The 19243-nt window shown below is 37.3% G+C and carries 18 protein-coding genes; 4 read left to right on the forward strand and 14 right to left on the reverse strand.

Annotated elements, in window-relative coordinates:
* Positions 1-47 precede the first annotated feature (47 nt).
* Genes CD152_RS01970 through CD152_RS01985 form a run of 4 tightly spaced genes read left to right on the forward strand, consistent with a single transcriptional unit; the run spans position 48 to position 6539 of the window.
* A complete protein-coding gene (locus tag CD152_RS01970; protein ID WP_012656735.1) occupies positions 48-1004 on the forward strand; it encodes a glycosyltransferase family 2 protein in 957 nt (318 codons plus the stop codon).
* The gene (locus tag CD152_RS01975) at positions 1001-1378 is read left to right on the forward strand and encodes a GtrA family protein (RefSeq protein ID WP_103214299.1); all 378 of its coding nucleotides are present in this window, start codon (positions 1001-1003) and stop codon (positions 1376-1378) included. Before CD152_RS01970 ends, CD152_RS01975 begins: the two co-directional genes overlap by 4 nt.
* A 3-nt stretch (positions 1379-1381) precedes the next feature.
* Positions 1382-3976, forward strand: a complete 2595-nt coding sequence (locus CD152_RS01980; protein ID WP_232237477.1) for a YfhO family protein — start codon at positions 1382-1384, stop codon at positions 3974-3976.
* On the forward strand, positions 3960-6539 hold the full coding sequence (locus CD152_RS01985; RefSeq protein WP_103214301.1) for a YfhO family protein: 2580 nt from the start codon (positions 3960-3962) through the stop codon (positions 6537-6539). The genes CD152_RS01980 and CD152_RS01985 overlap by 17 nt, the downstream gene beginning before the upstream one ends.
* A 38-nt stretch (positions 6540-6577) precedes the next feature.
* Here the strand turns inward: CD152_RS01985 and rplS are convergent, their stop codons facing one another.
* From rplS to plsX, 14 genes are all read right to left on the reverse strand, one after another.
* Positions 6578-6925 carry a 50S ribosomal protein L19 gene (gene rplS / locus CD152_RS01990; protein ID WP_012656731.1) on the reverse strand — a complete coding sequence of 116 codons (348 nt, stop codon included), beginning with the start codon at positions 6923-6925 and terminating at the stop codon, positions 6578-6580.
* A gap of 122 nt (positions 6926-7047) precedes the next feature.
* On the reverse strand, positions 7048-7770 hold the full coding sequence (trmD, locus tag CD152_RS01995) for a tRNA (guanosine(37)-N1)-methyltransferase TrmD (RefSeq protein ID WP_103214302.1): 723 nt from the start codon (positions 7768-7770) through the stop codon (positions 7048-7050).
* Complete coding sequence (gene rimM / locus CD152_RS02000) at positions 7770-8267, reverse strand: ribosome maturation factor RimM (protein ID WP_086038558.1); 498 nt, start codon at positions 8265-8267, stop codon at positions 7770-7772. The genes trmD and rimM overlap by 1 nt, the downstream gene beginning before the upstream one ends.
* Before the next feature lie 47 nt (positions 8268-8314).
* Positions 8315-8542: a KH domain-containing protein gene (locus CD152_RS02005; protein ID WP_041635896.1), complete on the reverse strand. Its 228-nt coding sequence runs from the start codon at positions 8540-8542 to the stop codon at positions 8315-8317.
* Between the two features lie 5 nt (positions 8543-8547).
* On the reverse strand, positions 8548-8823 hold the full coding sequence (gene rpsP, locus CD152_RS02010; RefSeq protein ID WP_041635895.1) for a 30S ribosomal protein S16: 276 nt from the start codon (positions 8821-8823) through the stop codon (positions 8548-8550).
* A gap of 142 nt (positions 8824-8965) precedes the next feature.
* Entirely contained in the window at positions 8966-10318 is a 1353-nt protein-coding gene (gene ffh / locus CD152_RS02015) for a signal recognition particle protein (RefSeq protein ID WP_103214303.1), read from the reverse strand.
* A gap of 11 nt (positions 10319-10329) precedes the next feature.
* Positions 10330-10674 carry a putative DNA-binding protein gene (locus CD152_RS02020; RefSeq protein ID WP_012656727.1) on the reverse strand — a complete coding sequence of 115 codons (345 nt, stop codon included), beginning with the start codon at positions 10672-10674 and terminating at the stop codon, positions 10330-10332.
* Positions 10667-11917, reverse strand: a complete 1251-nt coding sequence (ftsY, locus tag CD152_RS02025) for a signal recognition particle-docking protein FtsY (protein WP_103214304.1) — start codon at positions 11915-11917, stop codon at positions 10667-10669. Before ftsY ends, CD152_RS02020 begins: the two co-directional genes overlap by 8 nt.
* Positions 11914-15492 (reverse strand): chromosome segregation protein SMC, encoded by a 3579-nt coding sequence (smc, locus tag CD152_RS02030; RefSeq protein WP_103214305.1) that lies wholly within the window; start codon positions 15490-15492, stop codon positions 11914-11916. The genes ftsY and smc overlap by 4 nt, the downstream gene beginning before the upstream one ends.
* Positions 15492-16220 carry a ribonuclease III gene (gene rnc / locus CD152_RS02035; protein WP_103214306.1) on the reverse strand — a complete coding sequence of 243 codons (729 nt, stop codon included), beginning with the start codon at positions 16218-16220 and terminating at the stop codon, positions 15492-15494. Before rnc ends, smc begins: the two co-directional genes overlap by 1 nt.
* 151 nt (positions 16221-16371) lie before the next feature.
* Positions 16372-16605 (reverse strand): acyl carrier protein, encoded by a 234-nt coding sequence (locus tag CD152_RS02040; protein ID WP_041635894.1) that lies wholly within the window; start codon positions 16603-16605, stop codon positions 16372-16374.
* 30 nt (positions 16606-16635) lie between these two features.
* Positions 16636-17370, reverse strand: a complete 735-nt coding sequence (fabG, locus tag CD152_RS02045; RefSeq protein ID WP_041635893.1) for a 3-oxoacyl-[acyl-carrier-protein] reductase — start codon at positions 17368-17370, stop codon at positions 16636-16638.
* 1 nt (position 17371) lies between these two features.
* A complete protein-coding gene (fabD, locus tag CD152_RS02050; RefSeq protein WP_103214307.1) occupies positions 17372-18268 on the reverse strand; it encodes an ACP S-malonyltransferase in 897 nt (298 codons plus the stop codon).
* Entirely contained in the window at positions 18261-19241 is a 981-nt protein-coding gene (gene plsX / locus CD152_RS02055; protein WP_101034961.1) for a phosphate acyltransferase PlsX, read from the reverse strand. Before plsX ends, fabD begins: the two co-directional genes overlap by 8 nt.
* Positions 19242-19243: the final 2 nt, after the last annotated feature.

The following is a 19243-nucleotide window of genomic DNA, read 5'->3' on the forward strand; positions in this document are numbered from 1 at the left end:
TTTATGATTTATAATTAATATTTTAACATATTACGTAAGGAGTCTTTATGCTAATTTCACTCATTGCACCAATTTATAATGAAGAGAAGAATATCCAGCTACTTACTGAACAGATTGATGCTGTGATGCATAATAACAACTATAACTATGAACTCATACTCGTCAATGATGGAAGTAAAGATCGTTCTTTATCAATCATAAAAGAGCAGGCAATCCTTTTTCCTCAAATAAGGTATATTTCCTTTTCTCGTAATTTCGGTAAAGAGTCTGCCATGATTGCTGGACTCAATGCAGCTCGTGGAGACTGTGCTGTTATTTTAGATGCTGATTTTCAACACCCTCCTGAACGCATACCGGAGATGATTCATTATTATGAAGAAGGGTATGACCAGGTGGTCATGCGCAGAGACCGTTCAGGAGAGCATGCTATCAGAAAATACCCAACTCAGTTATTTTACAAAATTATTAACAATGCAGTTGATATTCAGCTGACAGATGGTGAAGGTGATTTTCGGCTTATCTCAAGACGCGTGATTGATAGCATCCTTTCCTTAAAAGAATATAACCGATTTTCTAAAGGAATATTTGAATGGGTAGGTTTCAGCAAAAAAACATTGAACTTTAAAAATATCGAACGTTTTGAAGGTCAGTCTTCATTCTCTCCAAAAAGACTGATCGATTATGCAATTGACGGTATTATCAGCTATAACAATAAACCATTACGTCTTTGCTTCCATTTTGGCGCACTCACTATGACATTATGTTTACTCTATATATTGATCACTTTCATACAAATTATGCGCCACGGCGTAGAGTCCCCTGGATATTTCACAATCATTGCATCGGTATTATTTCTTGGTTCCGTTCAACTGTTTGGCCTTGGCATTATCGGCGAATATATCGGTCGGATCTATTATGAGACAAAAGGTCGACCTCACTACATCATTAGCGAAACTAATATTAGAGAAAGTGATATACAGGAGAAAGTGAGAACACGCATATGATAAATCGTTACAGCCGGCTGATCAAGTTTGTCATCGTAGGTGTCGTTAATACAATCAATTATTACCTTGTCTATCTACTATTATTAAAGGTTTTACATTTAGGTTATTTATCGAGTCATCTAACGGGATTTCTCGTGTCATTTATCATTTCTTATTTTTTAAACTGTTATGTTGTATATAAAGTAAAACCAACTTTAAAAAAGTTGATCCAGTTTCCCTTGACACAGGTTGTAAATATGGGCATACAGACATTGCTGCTCTTTATATTTGTAGACCTATCACACTTCAATAATGTTTATGCCCCTTTCCCTGCATTAGTATTTACGATACCTATTACTTATTTCGTTACAACTTATATCTTAACAAAGGAGTAAATGATGAAAAACAACAGAAAAATATTTATTCCAATAATTGCCTTGATGCTTGCTGTCTTTGGGCATAGTTATTATATTTACCGTTTTTTGCAGGATGGTACAATTTTTACAGGTCCAAATGATGGATTAGAACAAATGCTACCGATGCAGCTTTATCTTTATAAGAAATTTATTAATGGTGAGTTCTTCTACAGTATGGATTTCGGTCTCGGTGGAGATTATTTTACAGATTTATCATATTACTATTCAACAAATATTATTTACTTTATAAACATCATATGCGTCTCGTTTCTAGATTTATTTTTCAACTTTAAAACGGATAGTATTTCCTTTTGGGCCAAAAACGCTTTTTACGTTTCTATCGTTAAATCTGCTATCGCTATTATTTTCAGTTACCTATACTTTAGAAAGATTCGTCTGGAAAGATCATCAGCTATGCTTGCTGCCTTTTTATTTGTCATGTCCGCTATATATTTCAGATTTACTTTGTACTGGTCATTTTTTAGCGATGTCTTTATTTTTTTACCACTTATGTTGCTTGGGATTGAATATTTCATTCAGAATAAGAAACACTCTATATTTATCATTGCAGCAGCACTTATATTTATCAACAATTTCTATTTCGCATATTATCACCTGCTTGCAGGGCTTATCTATTTTATTGCAAGAAATATATTCAGATCAAAATATGATGTCGTGCCGCGTAAAACACAGTGGCTTCATTTCATTATCATGTCGATTATCGGATTATTAATCAGCAGTGTGTTCTTCTTCTATGGCGTTAAGAGCTTCCTACAAAATGAACGTGCGCCATATAAAGCGGGTATTTCTTTATTTGATTCTTTTGATCAAAATGCAAATATTTTCTATGACAATTACTTAGTCATTGTATTATTCTTAACGGTTCAGGCCATCTTTACCTTTAAATTATATGATAATTATTTTTACAGATTCTTTAGTATCATGTCGATTATCTTTATGTGTTTCAGCCTTACACCCTTTATAGATACTGTATTCAATGGATTCAGCGCTCCGCAAAAACGCTGGCATTATTTAATCTCTTTTTTCACAAGCGGTCTGATTGGAATGTATTTGATGCACTTTAGAACAATCACTGTAAAACATTATCTCATCTCCATTATTCCTGGGATATCGATTGTCTTTGCGAGTCATTTTATGATTCATAAAGCGGTGAGCTGGGTATATATTGTTCCGATCATCACTATCATCGGATTATTAGTATTGATCGTAAAGGATAAAAAACAGCAGCAGGCGCTCTATATTTCTATGATTATCCTAATTCTTATCTTCAACTGGGACATCATTCGAGTGCATAATAAACTGGATAATTATAATCCGGGTATCAATGATCGTGCGAAGATGAACTATATTGTATCAAGTGTTTATGATTCACCTTTGCAGCAGCACATTATCGATCAGCTAAAACAAAAGACGAAAGCTGACGAACGTATCGACTGGAGGGTGCTTGAACAAGATAACACACCGATGTATCAAGGGTTTAAAGGTGTAAGTCTGTATTCAAGTATATTCGATGGTGCTTTAGTCGATTTCTATTTTAAGGACATGAAGATTAATCTGAAGGAGGAGTCAGTCAGTCGATACTCTACCTTCCAGTCAAGAAGCAACCTTGAATCATTGTTCAATGTCAAGTATCTCGTTCGTAAAGCATATCAGTCTGACGTACCTGAAAACTTTAAACTCGTTCAGAATGACGGGAAATATAAAGTTTATGAGAACACACAGACCATTCCTTTTGTCAGGATTACAAATAAATTTGTCAATACTAGGGATATCACCGAAATTATCGACCGAGAACATGCGATGATGGAAGGTATTGTTTCAGAAGACGAACCTACAAGCTATCCTTTCAAGAAAAATAAAAATTTAATCGATAAGGTAGACATCAATACAAGCGGGTCAAATTGGCTTACCCAGAACGAGAAGCTTAAAGTCAATCCTCCAAGTGGTGGATTAATCATCGAAATCCCTAGAAACTTACAGCAACAATACAAGGACTTCTATGTCGATATGCACGTTGAAATCATTTCACCTATCACAAATCATCAGATTAATGTGAACAAATATGCCAATAATCGTCTTTTCCAGACAAGTAAGTATCGTACACATTATGATGATTTGCTGTATCGTGTAAAATCACCTGAGAACGGAAAGATTCTAATCGGTCTGACACCTGGTACTTATAAACTGAAAATCAACGGTATTTATGGTGAAGATTATAAACAGCTGAAGAGTATAAAGAAAGCAATCGACTATAAGTTTAAAGATGAAGGTAATAAAATGACTATCACCCTAGAATCTTCTAAAGATGGCACGATGGTTGTTCCTATCATTCATCGTGATGGCATGAAGGCTTACGTGGATGGAAAGAAAGCAGAGGTAAAACGAGGCAATTATATTATGACAACGATCCCAGTAACCAAGGACACAAAGGAAGTTGTCCTAAAATACACGCCTCCATACTTTTATCTCATGATAGTATTGTCATTGATGGGTATCATCCTGGCTGTACTCTACATTAAATTTACGAGGTTAACTAAAGATGAGACAAAGATTTAAGCGTTATCCCAATATATCTATATTGCTTGTTTCAATACTATGTGCATGTATTGCACATAGTATCGTCCTTTTTCGTATGTTTGACCGTGGGACGTTGTTCACCGGCAAGGGTGATGGTATCGCACAGATGCTGCCATTTCAGATGTATCTTTATAATAAGTTCTCTCATTTTCATTTCTTCTATGATATGGACTTTGGCATCGGTGGAGACTTTTTTAAAAGTCTTTCTTATTATTATTCTACATCGCCGATAACATATTTAAATTTTATCTGTATCTATATTGGAGATATTTTTTTATCCTATGATGTGACTGACCCAGTATTCTGGGCAAAAAATCAAATTTTCATTTCAATCATCAAACTATCACTTATATTTTTTGTGACTTATAAATTTTTAAGATATATGAATATAAACCGCTATGCCGCATTTACCGGCAGTTTTATTTATGGCTGGTCAACAGTGTACTACTTCTTTACATTTACATGGAGCTTCTTTAGTGATGTAATGCTGTGGCTCCCAATGACAATCTTTGGTCTCGAACGACTATTCAGAGAAAGAAAGCCACTTCTTTTTATAATTGCAGTTGCACTGACACTGCATGCTAACTTTTATTTTAGCTACTATGAATTTATTTTCGTATCTGTATATTTTTTATATAGATCGATCTTCAGTAAAGATGATGATCTATTGCGCTTAAAAGACAAGCTGATTACAGGTAGCATTAGTGGCATCCTTGCACTGATGGTCAGCAGTGTCGGATTTTTCACTGGTGCTACAAGCTATTTAATGAATGACAGAACACTACCCTCGATTAAGCTCAATCCTATCATTGACATGGTCGGTTTCTATAATTTATTCTACGATGGCTATTATGTCGTTATTTCAGCAGTGGCTGTTATCGCTTTAGCGACGTTTGTATTGTATAAGCATTATGATTATAGACTTTATGCGATACTTTCTATTATCTTTATGATCGGTTCTTTAAGCCCATATTTTGATAGTTTCTTTAACGGATTCTCAATCGATCAGAGAAGATGGGTCTATCTACTTGTATTTACGACTTCCGTTCTAGCAGCGATCTATCTTGATAAATTAAGCGAACTTAAAATGAAGTCATTTCTAATTTCTTTAATACCGGCACTATTCATCTATCCTGTTTCTGTAATTGGTCACGAGAAGTTTCTGATCTGGCTGATCTATATTCCAATATTCTGTATACTGACTGGATTTTATATCTATAACAAAAAAAGATATCTGTATATACTCACACATGCCGTTATTTTTATCATGACCAATTTCTTTGTATATGAATATATGACCGAACAGATTGATACGTTGCATCCTGAAAAGGAGCGAAATATCGAATATATTACAGGTAAAACTTATCAATCACCGATTCAAAATAGAATTATCGATGAAATTAAAGCGGTACAAAAGCCGGGTGACCGTATTGACTGGCAGACCTCGATCACACATAATACACCTATGTTAATGCAGTTCAATGGGATAAAATTATATTCAAGTATCTTCAACAAAGATATCTATAAGTTCTATGACAAAGATCTAAATATTACGATGGATACCGATAGTAACTCTATTTACTATCGTCTTGGTGAACGTGCAAACTTAAATAGCTTGTTTAATGTCAATCAGATTATCAGAATCAATGAAACGATGACTATCCCCTATGGGTATGCTCGTGGTAATCTTTATGCTGAGAATGATCTGTCGCAAAAGTACTATGTCTATAATAATACTCATAGACTTCCATTCGTTCGTGTCACCGATAAAGTATATAATACAAAAGAACTGAATCAGCCTATAGATAGAGAGCATGCAATGCTAAATGGTGTCGTACTTGAAGGTAAGGGCGACAGCAAGATTAAAACACAGAAGAACTTACTGAAAGATGCAGAGCCACAATTGCGTAATGCGATACTTCAGGGGAATAAACTTATTGTGAATCAGGAAAACGGCGGCATCACTTATAAACTTGATAGCAAGAAAATCAATAAATATAAGGATCTATATGTAACTTTAAAGATTGAATCAAAGACAGCAACAGATTATCATTATGTCTGGATCAATGAAATTTATCAGTCAAGAAAACCTTTGAATGATGATTATCGCCGATTTAATCCTGTAATCACGTTAAAAGTCAAAGCAACAAATATTATCGATCTAAAATTAAAGACAGGTACTTATAACTATAAACTTCTTGGAATATATGGAGAGGATTATCAACAATTAACAGAAGCATCAAAGAATACAAATACACATTTGTTTAAGAAGAATAAAGACAAGATGGAAATTACACTTGCTCAGCATAAAGCAGGCTATGTGGTTATACCCGTTCCATTTTTAGAAGGTATGACTGCTGAAGCTGATGGTAAAAAAGCTCAGATTTCTGAAGGGAACTATTTAATGACGGCCGTTAAGGTTGATGCTGATACAAAACATATAACGATTAAATATACACCACCATATTTCCAGTTAATGCAGATAATTTCTATTATAGGCATGCTTCTTACCTTCTTATATATTCGTTATTTAAACAAATAGAGCTAGAGACATAAGTCTCTAGCTCTGTTTGTCTAATATTAGCGAATTTCTTTAATACGTGCAGCTTTACCACGTAAGCTACGTAAGTAGTACAATTTAGCACGACGTACTTTACCACGACGTAATACTTCAATTTTCTCGATCTTAGGTGTATGTACAGGGAATGTACGTTCAACACCAACACCGTATGAAATTTTACGAACTGTGAAAGTTTCAGAAATTCCACCACCGCGACGTTTGATTACTACACCTTCGAAAACCTGGATACGTTCGCGAGTTCCCTCAACGATACGTACGTGAACTTTTAAAGTGTCACCAGGACGGAATGCAGGAATGTCTGTACGTAATTGTTCTTTTGTCACTGCTTCGATTAATTTGTTATTCATTTTATCTTCTCCTTCTGCCTATGTTCTTAAGTCTTCGCTCAGCGGATCATAGTGATTTATGTGTGATTCACACTTTTAAAATAATATCATATTTCACTGTGTAAAGCAATATATATTGACATCTATTTATCACGTTTAAGATGTTCTAAATATTCTTTATCTGACTGAGTCAGTGGGTAGTGTTCTAATAAATCTGGTCTGCGTTCAAAAGTACGCTTCAAGCGCATTTCATGGCGCCATGATTCGATATGCTTATGGTTACCGCTAAGCAGTACATCCGGTACTTTCATTCCATTATAGTCAGCAGGTCTCGTATATTGTGGGTATTCAAGTAATCCAGTTGAGAATGAATCATCCAGATGACTTTCTTCTTTTATTGATTCAGGGATCAGTCTCACGATTGCATCTGTCATTGTAATTGCTGCAAGTTCTCCACCGGTTAATACATAATCACCGATAGAGAGTTCATCAGTTACAAGATGCTCGCGTATGCGTTCATCATATCCTTCATAATGACCACAAATAAATACAAGGTGCTCTTCTTGTGCTAACGATTCAGCAACTTGCTGCGTGAAAGGTTTTCCTTGCGGACACATAAGGATAACACGTGTCTTGCTCGCTTTATCAATGGCATTCATTGCATTGAATATCGGTTCTGGCTTTAGAACCATACCTTGCCCTCCGCCATATGGATAATCATCCACCTGGTTATGTTTATTACCTGAATAATCTCTGAAGTTCACTGTGTTCAGCTCTACAATTCCTTTTTCCTGTGCACGTTTCATAATAGAATGATTCAGTACGTCAAACATTTCAGGGAATAATGTTAAATAATCAATCTTCATTATAATAACCCTTCGATCGCTTCGATGATGATTTTTTTATTATCAATATCGATTGACTTAACAACATCTTCAATATACGGAATCAAGTATTCTTTATCTCCTTGAACGACCCATACATCGTTCGCTCCTGTTTCAAAGATATCATTCACAATACCGATTTCGCGTTCGCCATCAAACACAGTGCACCCAATAATATCTGAATAGAAGTATTCGTTTTCGTCCAATATAATATCTTCATTCTCAATCTCCTGATAGACATCCAGGCCCTTATACTTTTCTACATCGTTTATATTATTCAAACCTTCAAATGCTATCATATGGAAGTTTTTGTGGGTACGATACGATTTGATTGTAAGCGTAACTCGCTCATTTTTAAATGGGATCATCAGCACCTTACCTGGCTTAAAACGTTCTGCGGCAAAATCAGATGCCGTTAAAATCTTTACTTCGCCTTTCACACCGTGTGTATTGACGATTTTCCCTACATTCATTTCCATTTCACAAACCTCCATCTCATAAAAAAAGAGTACCAAAAAAGGTACTCTTAATCAATCTCTACAAACACTTTCTTAACAGACGCAAGTTCTGCACCACTCGTAACTATTCGCATTGCCTTGGCAATACGACCTTGTTTACCGATTACTTTACCTTTATCGTCCTGATTGACTGATAGGTGATATGTAATGCTGGATGCATGTTCTTCCTTCGTGATCTTAATATCTTCAGGATGACTCACAAGCGGTGTAACAATGGTTTGTATTAATTTTTCCATAGCGATTACTTCGCGATTTTTTGGTTATGGAATTTCTCCATAATACCTTGCGTTGATAAGATATTACGAACTGTATCAGTTGGTTTTGCACCATCTGCTAACCATTTTAACGCTAAAGCTTCATCAACTTTGATTTCTGCTTCAGGTTTAGCAACTGGGTTATAAGTTCCAATTGCTTCGATGATACGACCATCACGTGGTGCGCGTGCATCTGCTACTACAATACGGTAGAATGGGTTTCTTTTAGAACCCATACGAGTTAAACGAATTTTTACTGCCATTATAAATCTCTCCATTTCTAATCTTTTCTCAAGTACTAATATTAACAGGAAACTTGTTTCCTGTAAAGTGTTTTTTCTTTACAAAAATAAATTTAATATAAAAGACAGAAAAAATCAAGTTTTTTCTGTCTCTTAGTAGATATTAAAACGGTAAATTCATGCCCTGGAACGGATTACGCCCTTTTTTACCTTTTTTCATTCCTGTAAACTGCTTCATCATCTTCTTCATCTCTTCAAACTGTTTAATCAGTTTATTCACTTCAGATAAACTTCTGCCTGAACCTTTTGCGATTCTCTTCTTACGTGATACATTGATAATCGCCGGATTGTTACGTTCTTCTTTCGTCATTGAACGAATAATTGCCTGCACATGATCAATTTGCTTAGCGTTCATATTAACATTATTAAGACCTTTCATCTTGTTCGCACCAGGAATCATCTTAAGCAGTTCATCAAGAGGGCCTAGAGCTTTAACCTGTTCGAGCTGCTCCAGAAAATCATCAAAAGTGAATGATGAGGTCTTCATCTTCTGTTCAAGTTCTTTCGCTTTAGATTCATCTACTTGAGACTGTGCTTTTTCGATTAAACTTAACACATCACCCATACCTAGAATACGAGATGCCATGCGTTCTGGATGAAAAGGTTCTAGTCCATCAAGTTTCTCACTCATACCGACAAACTTAATTGGTTTTTGTGTGACACTTCGAATCGAGAGCGCTGCCCCACCACGAGTATCTCCATCAAGTTTCGTTAAAGTAACACCCGTAACATCCAGCTGACTATCGAAACTCTCAGCGACATTCACTGCATCTTGACCTGTCATAGAATCTACGACAAGCATAATTTCATCAGGTTGACTGATTTCTTTAACTTCAACAAGCTCATTCATCAATGCTTCATCAATATGCAGGCGTCCTGCTGTATCGATAATCACAAAGTCCAGATGTTCTTCTTTTGCGTGTTGTAGTGCACGTTCTGTAATTTCTTTAGGTGATACTTGATCCCCTAAAGTAAATACCGGTATATCGATCTGCTTCCCTACTGTCTGTAGCTGCTGTATTGCAGCAGGTCTGTAGATATCACATGCGACGAGCAATGGTTTCTTGTTATATTTCTTGCGCATTAAAAGTGCCAGTTTACCTGCAGTCGTCGTTTTACCTGCCCCTTGTAAACCTACCATCATCACAACAGTCGGTGGTTTCTTACTCATATTAATCTGAGTATTCTCAGAACCCATTAAAGTCGTTAGTTCTTCCTGTACAATTTTAATAATCTGTTGCCCAGGCGTTAATGACTGCATCACTTCTGAACCAATTGCACGATCGGATACTGTCTTAACAAATTCTTTTACCACTTTAAAGTTAACATCGGCTTCAAGTAATGCTAAGCGTACTTCACGCATCATCACCTTTATATCCGCTTCTGTAACTTTACCTTTACCTTTAATCTTCTGCATTGTAGCCTGGAGTCGATCTGATAATCCTTCAAAAGCCATACAATGACCCCCTATTCTATTCTTTGTAATTGTTCTATATATGCTTCTAACTGCTGATTACGTTGTGCATTACCCTGTAGTTTAGTTAATCGAAGCATCTCTTCGTATATGGCCTGACGCTGTTCAAATTTATGGTACAGACCAAGCTTACTTTCATATTCTTCTAATAAATCACCAGTACGTCTAATATTATCATAAACTGCTTGTCTTGATACCTCAAACGTTTCAGCAATCTCTGATAGTGATTCATCATCCATATAATACTTTTCAAGATAGTTTCTCTGTTTGTCTGTTAATAATGACTGATAAAAGTCAAACAGATAGTTCATGCGCATCGTCTTCAGCAGATCACTCATGGTCTGAATTATCCTTCATTACTTCTGCTGCCTTATTCTCTTCTTCAGTAGAAACTTCAATCATATCAGCAAATAATCCGTATACATAACTTTCTGCATCGAACGGCTGTAAATCATCCAACTTTTCACCGAGTCCGACAAATTTAACCGGAATGTGCAGTTCATTCCGAATCGCAAGCACGATACCACCTTTTGCGGTACCGTCCAGCTTCGTCAGAACAATTCCCGATACATCCGTCACTTCTTTAAATGCTTTTGCCTGTACGAGCGCATTTTGTCCTGTTGTCGCATCCAATGCAAGCAGCACTTCATGCGGCGCACCTGGTACAGCACGAGATAACACTTTTTTAACCTTCTCTAATTCTGTCATTAAGTTTGCTTTATTTTGAAGACGCCCTGCTGTGTCACAGATTAAAATATCCGCGCCACGATTTTTCGCAGCCCCAATTGCATCGTACATAACGGCTGCTGGATCTGAGCCCTCACTTTGCTTAATTACTTCAACACCGACACGGTCACCCCATACTTGAAGCTGTTCAATGGCGCCTGCACGGAACGTATCTCCTGCAGCAAGCATCACTTTTTTACCTTGTCCTTTGTAGCGATGCGCAAGTTTTCCTATTGTCGTCGTTTTTCCGACACCGTTAACACCAACCATAAGTATTACAGTAAGGCCATCTTCCTGAATGTTCATTTCTTGTAGTTTATCGTCTTCTTGTTCATAGATCTCTACAATCTTCTCTACGATAACTTCCCTTAAGTCAGCTGTCTCTGTAATATTGCGACGCTTCGCCTCCATACGAAGAGATTCCACTAAATCCATGACCGTATTAAATCCAACATCTGCCTGAATCAGCATTTCTTCTAAAGCTTCGAAGAAATCTTCATCAACAGTACGGTACATCGCAAGTAAATCGTTAAGCTTATTCTGGAAGTTTTCACGAGATTTCTCTAGCCCTTCACGGAATTTCGCACCAATTTGCTGTGCTTCAAGCTCCTCAAATTCTTCAATAGAAATTAAATCATCATCATCAAAATCGAATTCCCAGTCAGATTTCTTTTCCGTTTTCTTCGGCTGCTCAATAACTTCAGCGTGATCTACACTTTCGCTTGTCTGTACATCATGCGCTGGATCCTCCTGCTGTGGATCTAGTGTATCGTCTGGTGCTAAGGTTTCCAATGGATCCGTCGTTTCTTCGTTATTTCCGACAAATTTATTTTTTAATTTTTTAAAGAAACTCATTTCGTCAACTCCTTAAATTTTTTATCGTCAATTTCTTTCAGATTCACACTTACTAGTTTAGATATCCCTGAGTTCTGCATCGTAACGCCGTAAAGTCGATCGCTTTGTTCCATCGTCCCCTTACGGTGGGTGATCACAATAAACTGGGTATCTTTCTTTAATGTGGTTAAATAATGCGCAAATCGACTGACGTTTGCTTCATCAAGTGCCGCTTCTACTTCGTCTAGTATTACGAACGGTGCTTTCTTCTTATTTAAGATTGCAAAGAGCAGAACTATCGCAGTCATCGCACGTTCACCGCCCGATAACAACGATAAGTGCTGCCTTTTCTTTCCTGGTGGCTGAACATAGATGTCGATCCCGCTTGTTAAATAATCTTCTTCCGTCAGAATCAATCTTCCTTCCCCACCACCGAACAATTGTTTGAAGATGTGCTCAAAAGCATTTGATACCACTTCAAATGTTGCCTTAAAGCGCTCAGCAACTGTATGATCCATATCTCTGATAATCATTTCGAGATTATCTTTGGCTTCTAGCAGATCCGCTTCTTGTGATATTAAGAATTCATAACGCTCCTTCACTGCTGCATATTGTTCTATCGCATTCATATTCACTGGTCCTAATTCGTCTACAGCAATCTTCGTAAGTTTGACACGACTTCTTAATTCGTTTAACTGCTTTGCATCATCGATCGTCAAGCGATGTTCAAATATATAGTCTTCTGCAGCCTCATAGGTCATTTCATAAGTAAAGCTTAGATGTTCGAGATAATTTTCAAGCTTTACATCCAATCTCGAATGCTGTACTTTGAGGTCACCAATGCCATTTTCAATGCCATTTATCTGACGCACAAGTTCTTTACTCTGCATTTCAAGTTCGGCTTCTTGTTCGATATATTCCTCGACAGTCTGCTGTAAATCTTCAATCTGGCGATGCAGAAAACTTTTCTTTCCTCTGTCTTCATCAACACTTTTTTCAAGTTGAATGATTTCTTTTTGAAGCTTCTCTCGGTCAATCGCATGCTCAAGTTGACTTAAATGTTTAAGTTCACTTTCTATTGTCTCTATTTTGTCTAACAGATCTCTTTTTACCTTTTGATAATAATGAATATCTGCTTCTAGCTTATTTATAGATTTATGAATACCTTGCATTTCATGTTGCATATTTTCAAGTAATGATTTTTTATTCTGTGCATTATTCTGATATAACTTTATCTTGTCTGTTAGTTCCGATAGCCGTGCTTCGATTGTCTGAATGTTGTCATAGATAAGCGCTCTGTCTTTCTCCAGTTGATTGATTTCCTGTCGCTCTTTATCATATTGTGTTCTAGTCTCAAGCTTTGACTGCAAGCGCTCTAGCTTTATATGAATTTCTTCACGCGTCAACTTTAGCTGATGTAATTCATCACGCAGCTGAATACCATTTTGTTTATCCTGTTCAAGCTGGAATTCAGCCTCTGAAATTGATTCATTCAACTGACTTACCTTTTCTCTTAATTGTAAAGTTTGTGATTCATAGTCGTTTAATTGCTGCGACAACTGCTGCAATTCGTTTCGAGATGACAAGGCTTGCGTCGGCTTTTGTCTACTTCCACCTGTCATTGAACCTCCTGGATTAACAACTTGTCCATCCAGTGTTACCACTTTATGTCTATATGATACGAACTTTGCAATCTTGTTGGCTTCAGCAAGTGTCGTTGCGATGATAATATGTCCTGCAATATTATCTATAATATTTTTGTATTTATTATCTGCTGTAATAAGCGTATTTAACGTGCCGATATACCCTTCGAATCGGGTCAGTCCAGTTACGATATCACTCGTGATATTTCTAGGTTTGATGACATTTAATGGTAGAAATGTAGCACGTCCTGCTTGTTTTGATTTCAAGAATTCTATTGCTTTACGTGCAGCTTGTGCATCTTCTACGATAATATGCTGTAAGACCCCACCTAAAGCACTGTCCAGCGCATCGTTATAGCGAGGGTCTACTGCTATGGTATCAAGTACCGTATGATGAATACCATCTAGCTTCTCTTTATTTTTTAGCAGTAACCTGACACCTTGATAATACCCTTGATATTCTTCTTGCATTGTTTTTAATCGATGCACTTTAGATTCTAGTGTAGAGATAAAACGGTCAGCTTGTTTTAAGTTTTCACTTTCCCTAAAGTAAAGCTGCTTTTGCTTAGTGATATGTTGCTGACGCTCTGTATAGGATAGTCGTTTGTTATCAACCATCTGTTCCATACTATTAATCTGTTCGTTCAACGACTGCTGCTCTGAGAGCAAATCTTCATACTGTGTCATTGTCGATTCATCAACTTGCGCTTCTTCCTTACAATTAAACTGTTCGATTCTTGAATTCATATGCTGTATATCATTTTCAAGTTTCGTCTTCATCGTAAACTGTTCATAGTATTCACTTCTTGTCTCTTCAATCAATGCTTCGATGTCATCAGCTAATGCAGATTGGTCGTATTCTGCCTGAGATAGTTTTTGTTTTTTTGATAATCTTTCCTGTTTTAAAGTTTGTATTTTAGCTTCTGTTGCTGATAACTCTTTTTTTGTATGTTCCAGCGTCTGGGCAAGTGTTTTTTGCAGCTGATGTTTCTCCTCAAAGTTCGCATCCTGATGAATGAGACGCTCTTTATTCACATTCAGCAGACCGATATTACGTTCAATACGTTCAGTAATATGTAACAAATCGGATTTATATGTTTCAAGAAGCTTCTGTTGTTTATTTCTTTCCGATTTATGTGCATCCAGCTTATTAGAAATACGTGCACTCTTATCCTTCCTATATTTAAGCTGTTCGTCAAAACTTTGAATCTCCTGCTGCAGACGCTCATATTCTGCATTGCTCTCTTTGATATCATGTACCGTCACTTGAATATCTGCATCCTTCATCTCTTCAGATAATGCGATATATTCTTCAGCAATACTCGCTTCAATTTTAAGGGGCTCCACGCGATCCTTTAGATCAAAAATAATATCATGCACACGACTGAGGTTATTCATCGTATCTTCAAGCTTCTGTTCAGTTTCCACCTTACGTTTCTTATACTTCAATACACCAGCCGCTTCTTCAATCAGTTGGCGACGTTCGCTCGGCTTAGCATTCAGTACCTGATCGACTTTCCCCTGAGAAATAATACTGAAAGCATCACGACCAAGACCACTATCTAGAAATAACTCCGTGATATCCTTAAGTCTTACTTTCTGGTGATTCAAGAAATATTCACTTTCACCAGAGCGAAAGAGTTTACGAGTAATCAGTACCTTATCAGAATCAACAGCAAGGCTGCGCTCAATATTATTGATCGTAAGAGTTACTTGTGCAAAGTTAGTTGCATTCCTATCCTGCGCACCAGAGAAGATGATATCTTCCATCTTTGCACCACGCAGAGATTTTGCTGATTGTTCGCCAAGCACCCACTTGATAGCATCTGTAATATTACTTTTCCCTGAACCGTTTGGCCCAACAATCGCTGTAACACCTTCATCAAACAGCACTGTTGTCTTATCTGCAAACGACTTGAACCCCGTTGCTTCTACCGACTGTAAATAAATCATTATGACTCTCCTGCTGTCAGAAGCAATAAAGCAGTTTGGGCTGCCTGTTGTTCTGATTCTTTCTTCGTTCTTCCGGTACCTGTACCGATCACTTTATCTTCAACATAAACTTCAGACGTAAACGCTTTGAAATGTGCCGGTCCTTCCTCTTTAACGAGGCGATAGGTAACTTGTAAGTTTTTAGTTTTATGAATATATTCCTGTAAACAAGTCTTATAGTCAATAAGGCCATGCAGCAGATCTTCAGTTATCGCAGGAAAAATATAGCTGTTAAAGAATCTTTTTGTTACATCATGTCCTTGGTCAAGATATAACGCCCCGACGAAGGCCTCAAATACATCTGCAATTAAAGATGGACGTGTTCTGCCACCTGTCTTTTCCTCGCCTTTGCCTAGCAAAATCAACTGGTCAAACTTTAACATCCTCGCAAATGTCACAAGTGAAGGTTCACATACAATTGCAGCGCGTAACTTTGTCAGCCTACCTTCTGGCAGATCCCTATGCTGCTGGTATAAATATTGTGAAACCATCAATTCTAACACCGCGTCTCCTAGGAATTCCAGGCGTTCATTGTCCTTATTTTTATCAAGCTTGAAATCATTAATGAAACTCGAGTGTGAGAATGCCTGTACATACAGTTCAATATCATTTGGTATAATATCCAGGTGTGTGAGCACCTTGTTTAACTTTACTTTAAATTTGTCGATTATTAGCTGTCTTTTATTCATTTCGTCCTCCTTGTCTATCCTTTTATTCTACGTTATATACGCTGTAAAAAAAAGTGATTGCTTAATAAACTTTTAAATAATCAGCATTAATAATTTAAATCCGAACACAGCGGCAAATGGTGTGTTCGGATTATGTATTTATAGCCTTATATTATTTTTCTAATGATTCGATATATTTCACTGCATCACCAACCGTGTTGATTTTTTCAGCATCTTCATCAGGAATCTCAGTTCCAAACTGATCTTCTAATTCCATAACTAGTTCAGCGATATCTAAAGAATCCGCACCTAAATCATCTTTGAATGAAGCTTCTGCAGTTACTTTATCTGCATCTACACCAAGACGATCTACGATAATATCTTTTACTTTGTCGAAGTTTTCCATAATTTCACCTCCTTAAAATAATTATAGTGATCATTGCATATACATACCACCGTTAACATGAAATGTCTGCCCTGTAATATAGTGTGCTTTATCACTCGCCAGAAATGCTACCATGTACGCAACATCTTCAGGTCGTCCCATCTCACCTAACGGTATCTGACTTTTCATCGTTTGGACAAGCGTCTCATCCAGCACATCAGTCATATCACTTTTAATAAATCCCGGGGCTACCGCGTTAACACGTATACCACGGCTAGCAAATTCCCGAGCAAAGGTTTTCGTCATTCCTTCTACACCTGCTTTAGCTGCGACATAATTGACTTGTCCAGCATTTCCGATACTTGCGACGATACTGCTGACATTGATGACAGTTCCTGCACGTTGGCGTAGTAGTTGTCTTGAGGCAGCCTGGATGACATTGAATACGCCAGTTAAATTCGTATCGATGACATCTACAAATTCTTCTCTCTTCATACGCATCGCTAAATTATCTCTAGTGATTCCTGCATTGTTGACGATACAATCTAATGATCCAAAAGTAGCAATGGACTGATCTATCATCGATTTAACTTCTTCATGATTACTGACATCTGCTTTAATCGCAACAGCTTTTTGACCCTTATCAATAATTGCTTGTACAACTTGCTTTGCTTTTTGTTCATTCCCTGAATAATTGACGATAATATTAAATCCTTCGTCTGCCAGAGCTAAAGCAATACTTCTGCCGATACCTCTGGAACTTCCCGTAACTAAAGCCGTCTTCATATTAAACCTCACTTATTTCATTTGTAGTAGTAATATTTCTAACAGGAATATTACGTTCTATTTTCTTTACGAGTGCAGTAAGCACCTTTTTAGGCCCGATTTCAACAAACTCAGTGACTCCTTGGTCAATCAGATAACGTATGGAATCTGTAAATTCCACCGGAGAATATAATTGTCTTACTAAGTTCTCCTTGATGCGCTTCGCATCAATTTCAGGTAATGCATTTACATTTTGCACAACAGGAATTTGTGCTTCTTGAAAATCAAACTGCTCAAGATACGCCCTGAATTCTTCTTCGATGACTTTCATAAGCTCTGAATGAAATGGACCACTGACATTGAGCGGAATGATTTTCTTTAGGCCGAGTTCATGTTTTCTGTCGATGAGCGCTTCTATACACTGTGCATGACCAGACACGACAATCTGTCCTGGACCATTAATATTCGCAACGTTTAATATATGGTCTTCACTGCTAACAGCTTCGCAAGCTTTTTCTATAACCAATCGATCTGTTCCAATAACTGCCGCCATCTTCCCCACACCTTGCGGATATGCTTCACTCATTAACTGACCACGTTTGTAGACAATTTGAACAGCATCCTCTTTTGTTAAAACACCTGATGCGACTAGTGCACTGTATTCTCCCAGACTATGACCCAGACAATAATCGAATGGCTGTTGAATTTGCTCTAACAATACTACGCTATGCATTACAATTGCCGGCTGTGTATACTTCGTATCATTAACCGCTTCATCATGTTGCATAATATGCACGAGGTCGACATCAAACAGATGATTCAATTGTTCAAGCGTCTTTTGCCCTCGCTCGTTAAAATCGTCGGTCATACCAACGAACTGTGATCCTTGTCCCGGAAATAGTAGCGCTCGCTTACTCATGTGTCACCTCTTGTTTTAACAATGATATAACATCTTCTCTTGCTGATTGTCGTGCTTGTTTAAGCGCATTGAAGAATGCTTTCTTATCGCTTGAACCGTGTGCTTTAATAACGATTCCATCAACTCCAAATAATATGGCACCTCCATATTCTGAGTAATCCATCTTATTTTTAAGTTGCATCAAATCTTTTTTTATGAGCCCTGCTGCAATCTTTGTTTTCGTAGAAGCTAACAAAGTTGATTTCAACATCTTAAAGATATTGTTCGCTGTACCTTCTAAGGTCTTTAGAATCATATTCCCAGTAAACCCATCAGTAACCACGATATCTGCTGCATAGTTTAATAGTGCTTTAGATTCAACATTACCGATAAAGTTGATTGATGTCTCTTCTTTTAGTAGATTAAATGTATCACGTGCGAGTTGATTGCCTTTCTTATCTTCTGTACCGATATTTGCGAGCCCTACAGATGGGTTACTGATACCACGATTTTTGTGCGCATAAATTGATGCCATCTTAGCATATTGGACGAGGTGTTCTGGCTTCGCATCAGCATTTGCACCCATGTCCAGCAACATAAATCCTTCATCATTAATTGTTGGTAATGTCAGCGCTAGTGCAGGACGTTCGATTCCTTTTATCCTTCCGATAACAAATAATCCCGCAGCCATCAATGCACCCGTATTACCAGCAGAAACAACAGCATCAGTTTCTTTTAGTTTGACGCTTTCTGCTGCACGCACCATGGAAGCATCCTTCTTTCGTCGAATCGCACGCACAGGTTCATCATCCATCGTGATGACATCCGTTGTATGATGCATCGTTAGTCTCGGATGATTAATTCGGTTCTCTTTTTCATCACCATACAGATGAATCTCTACATCATTAAATTCCTTAAGGAACATTTCAATTCCATCTAGAACGATGTCCGGTGCATTGTCTCCGCCGTGCATATCTACTGCTATCTTAATCATAT

The organism is Macrococcoides caseolyticum (genome assembly GCF_002902665.1).
In the GTDB taxonomy this organism is placed as follows: Bacteria; Bacillota; Bacilli; order Staphylococcales; family Staphylococcaceae; genus Macrococcoides; species Macrococcoides caseolyticum.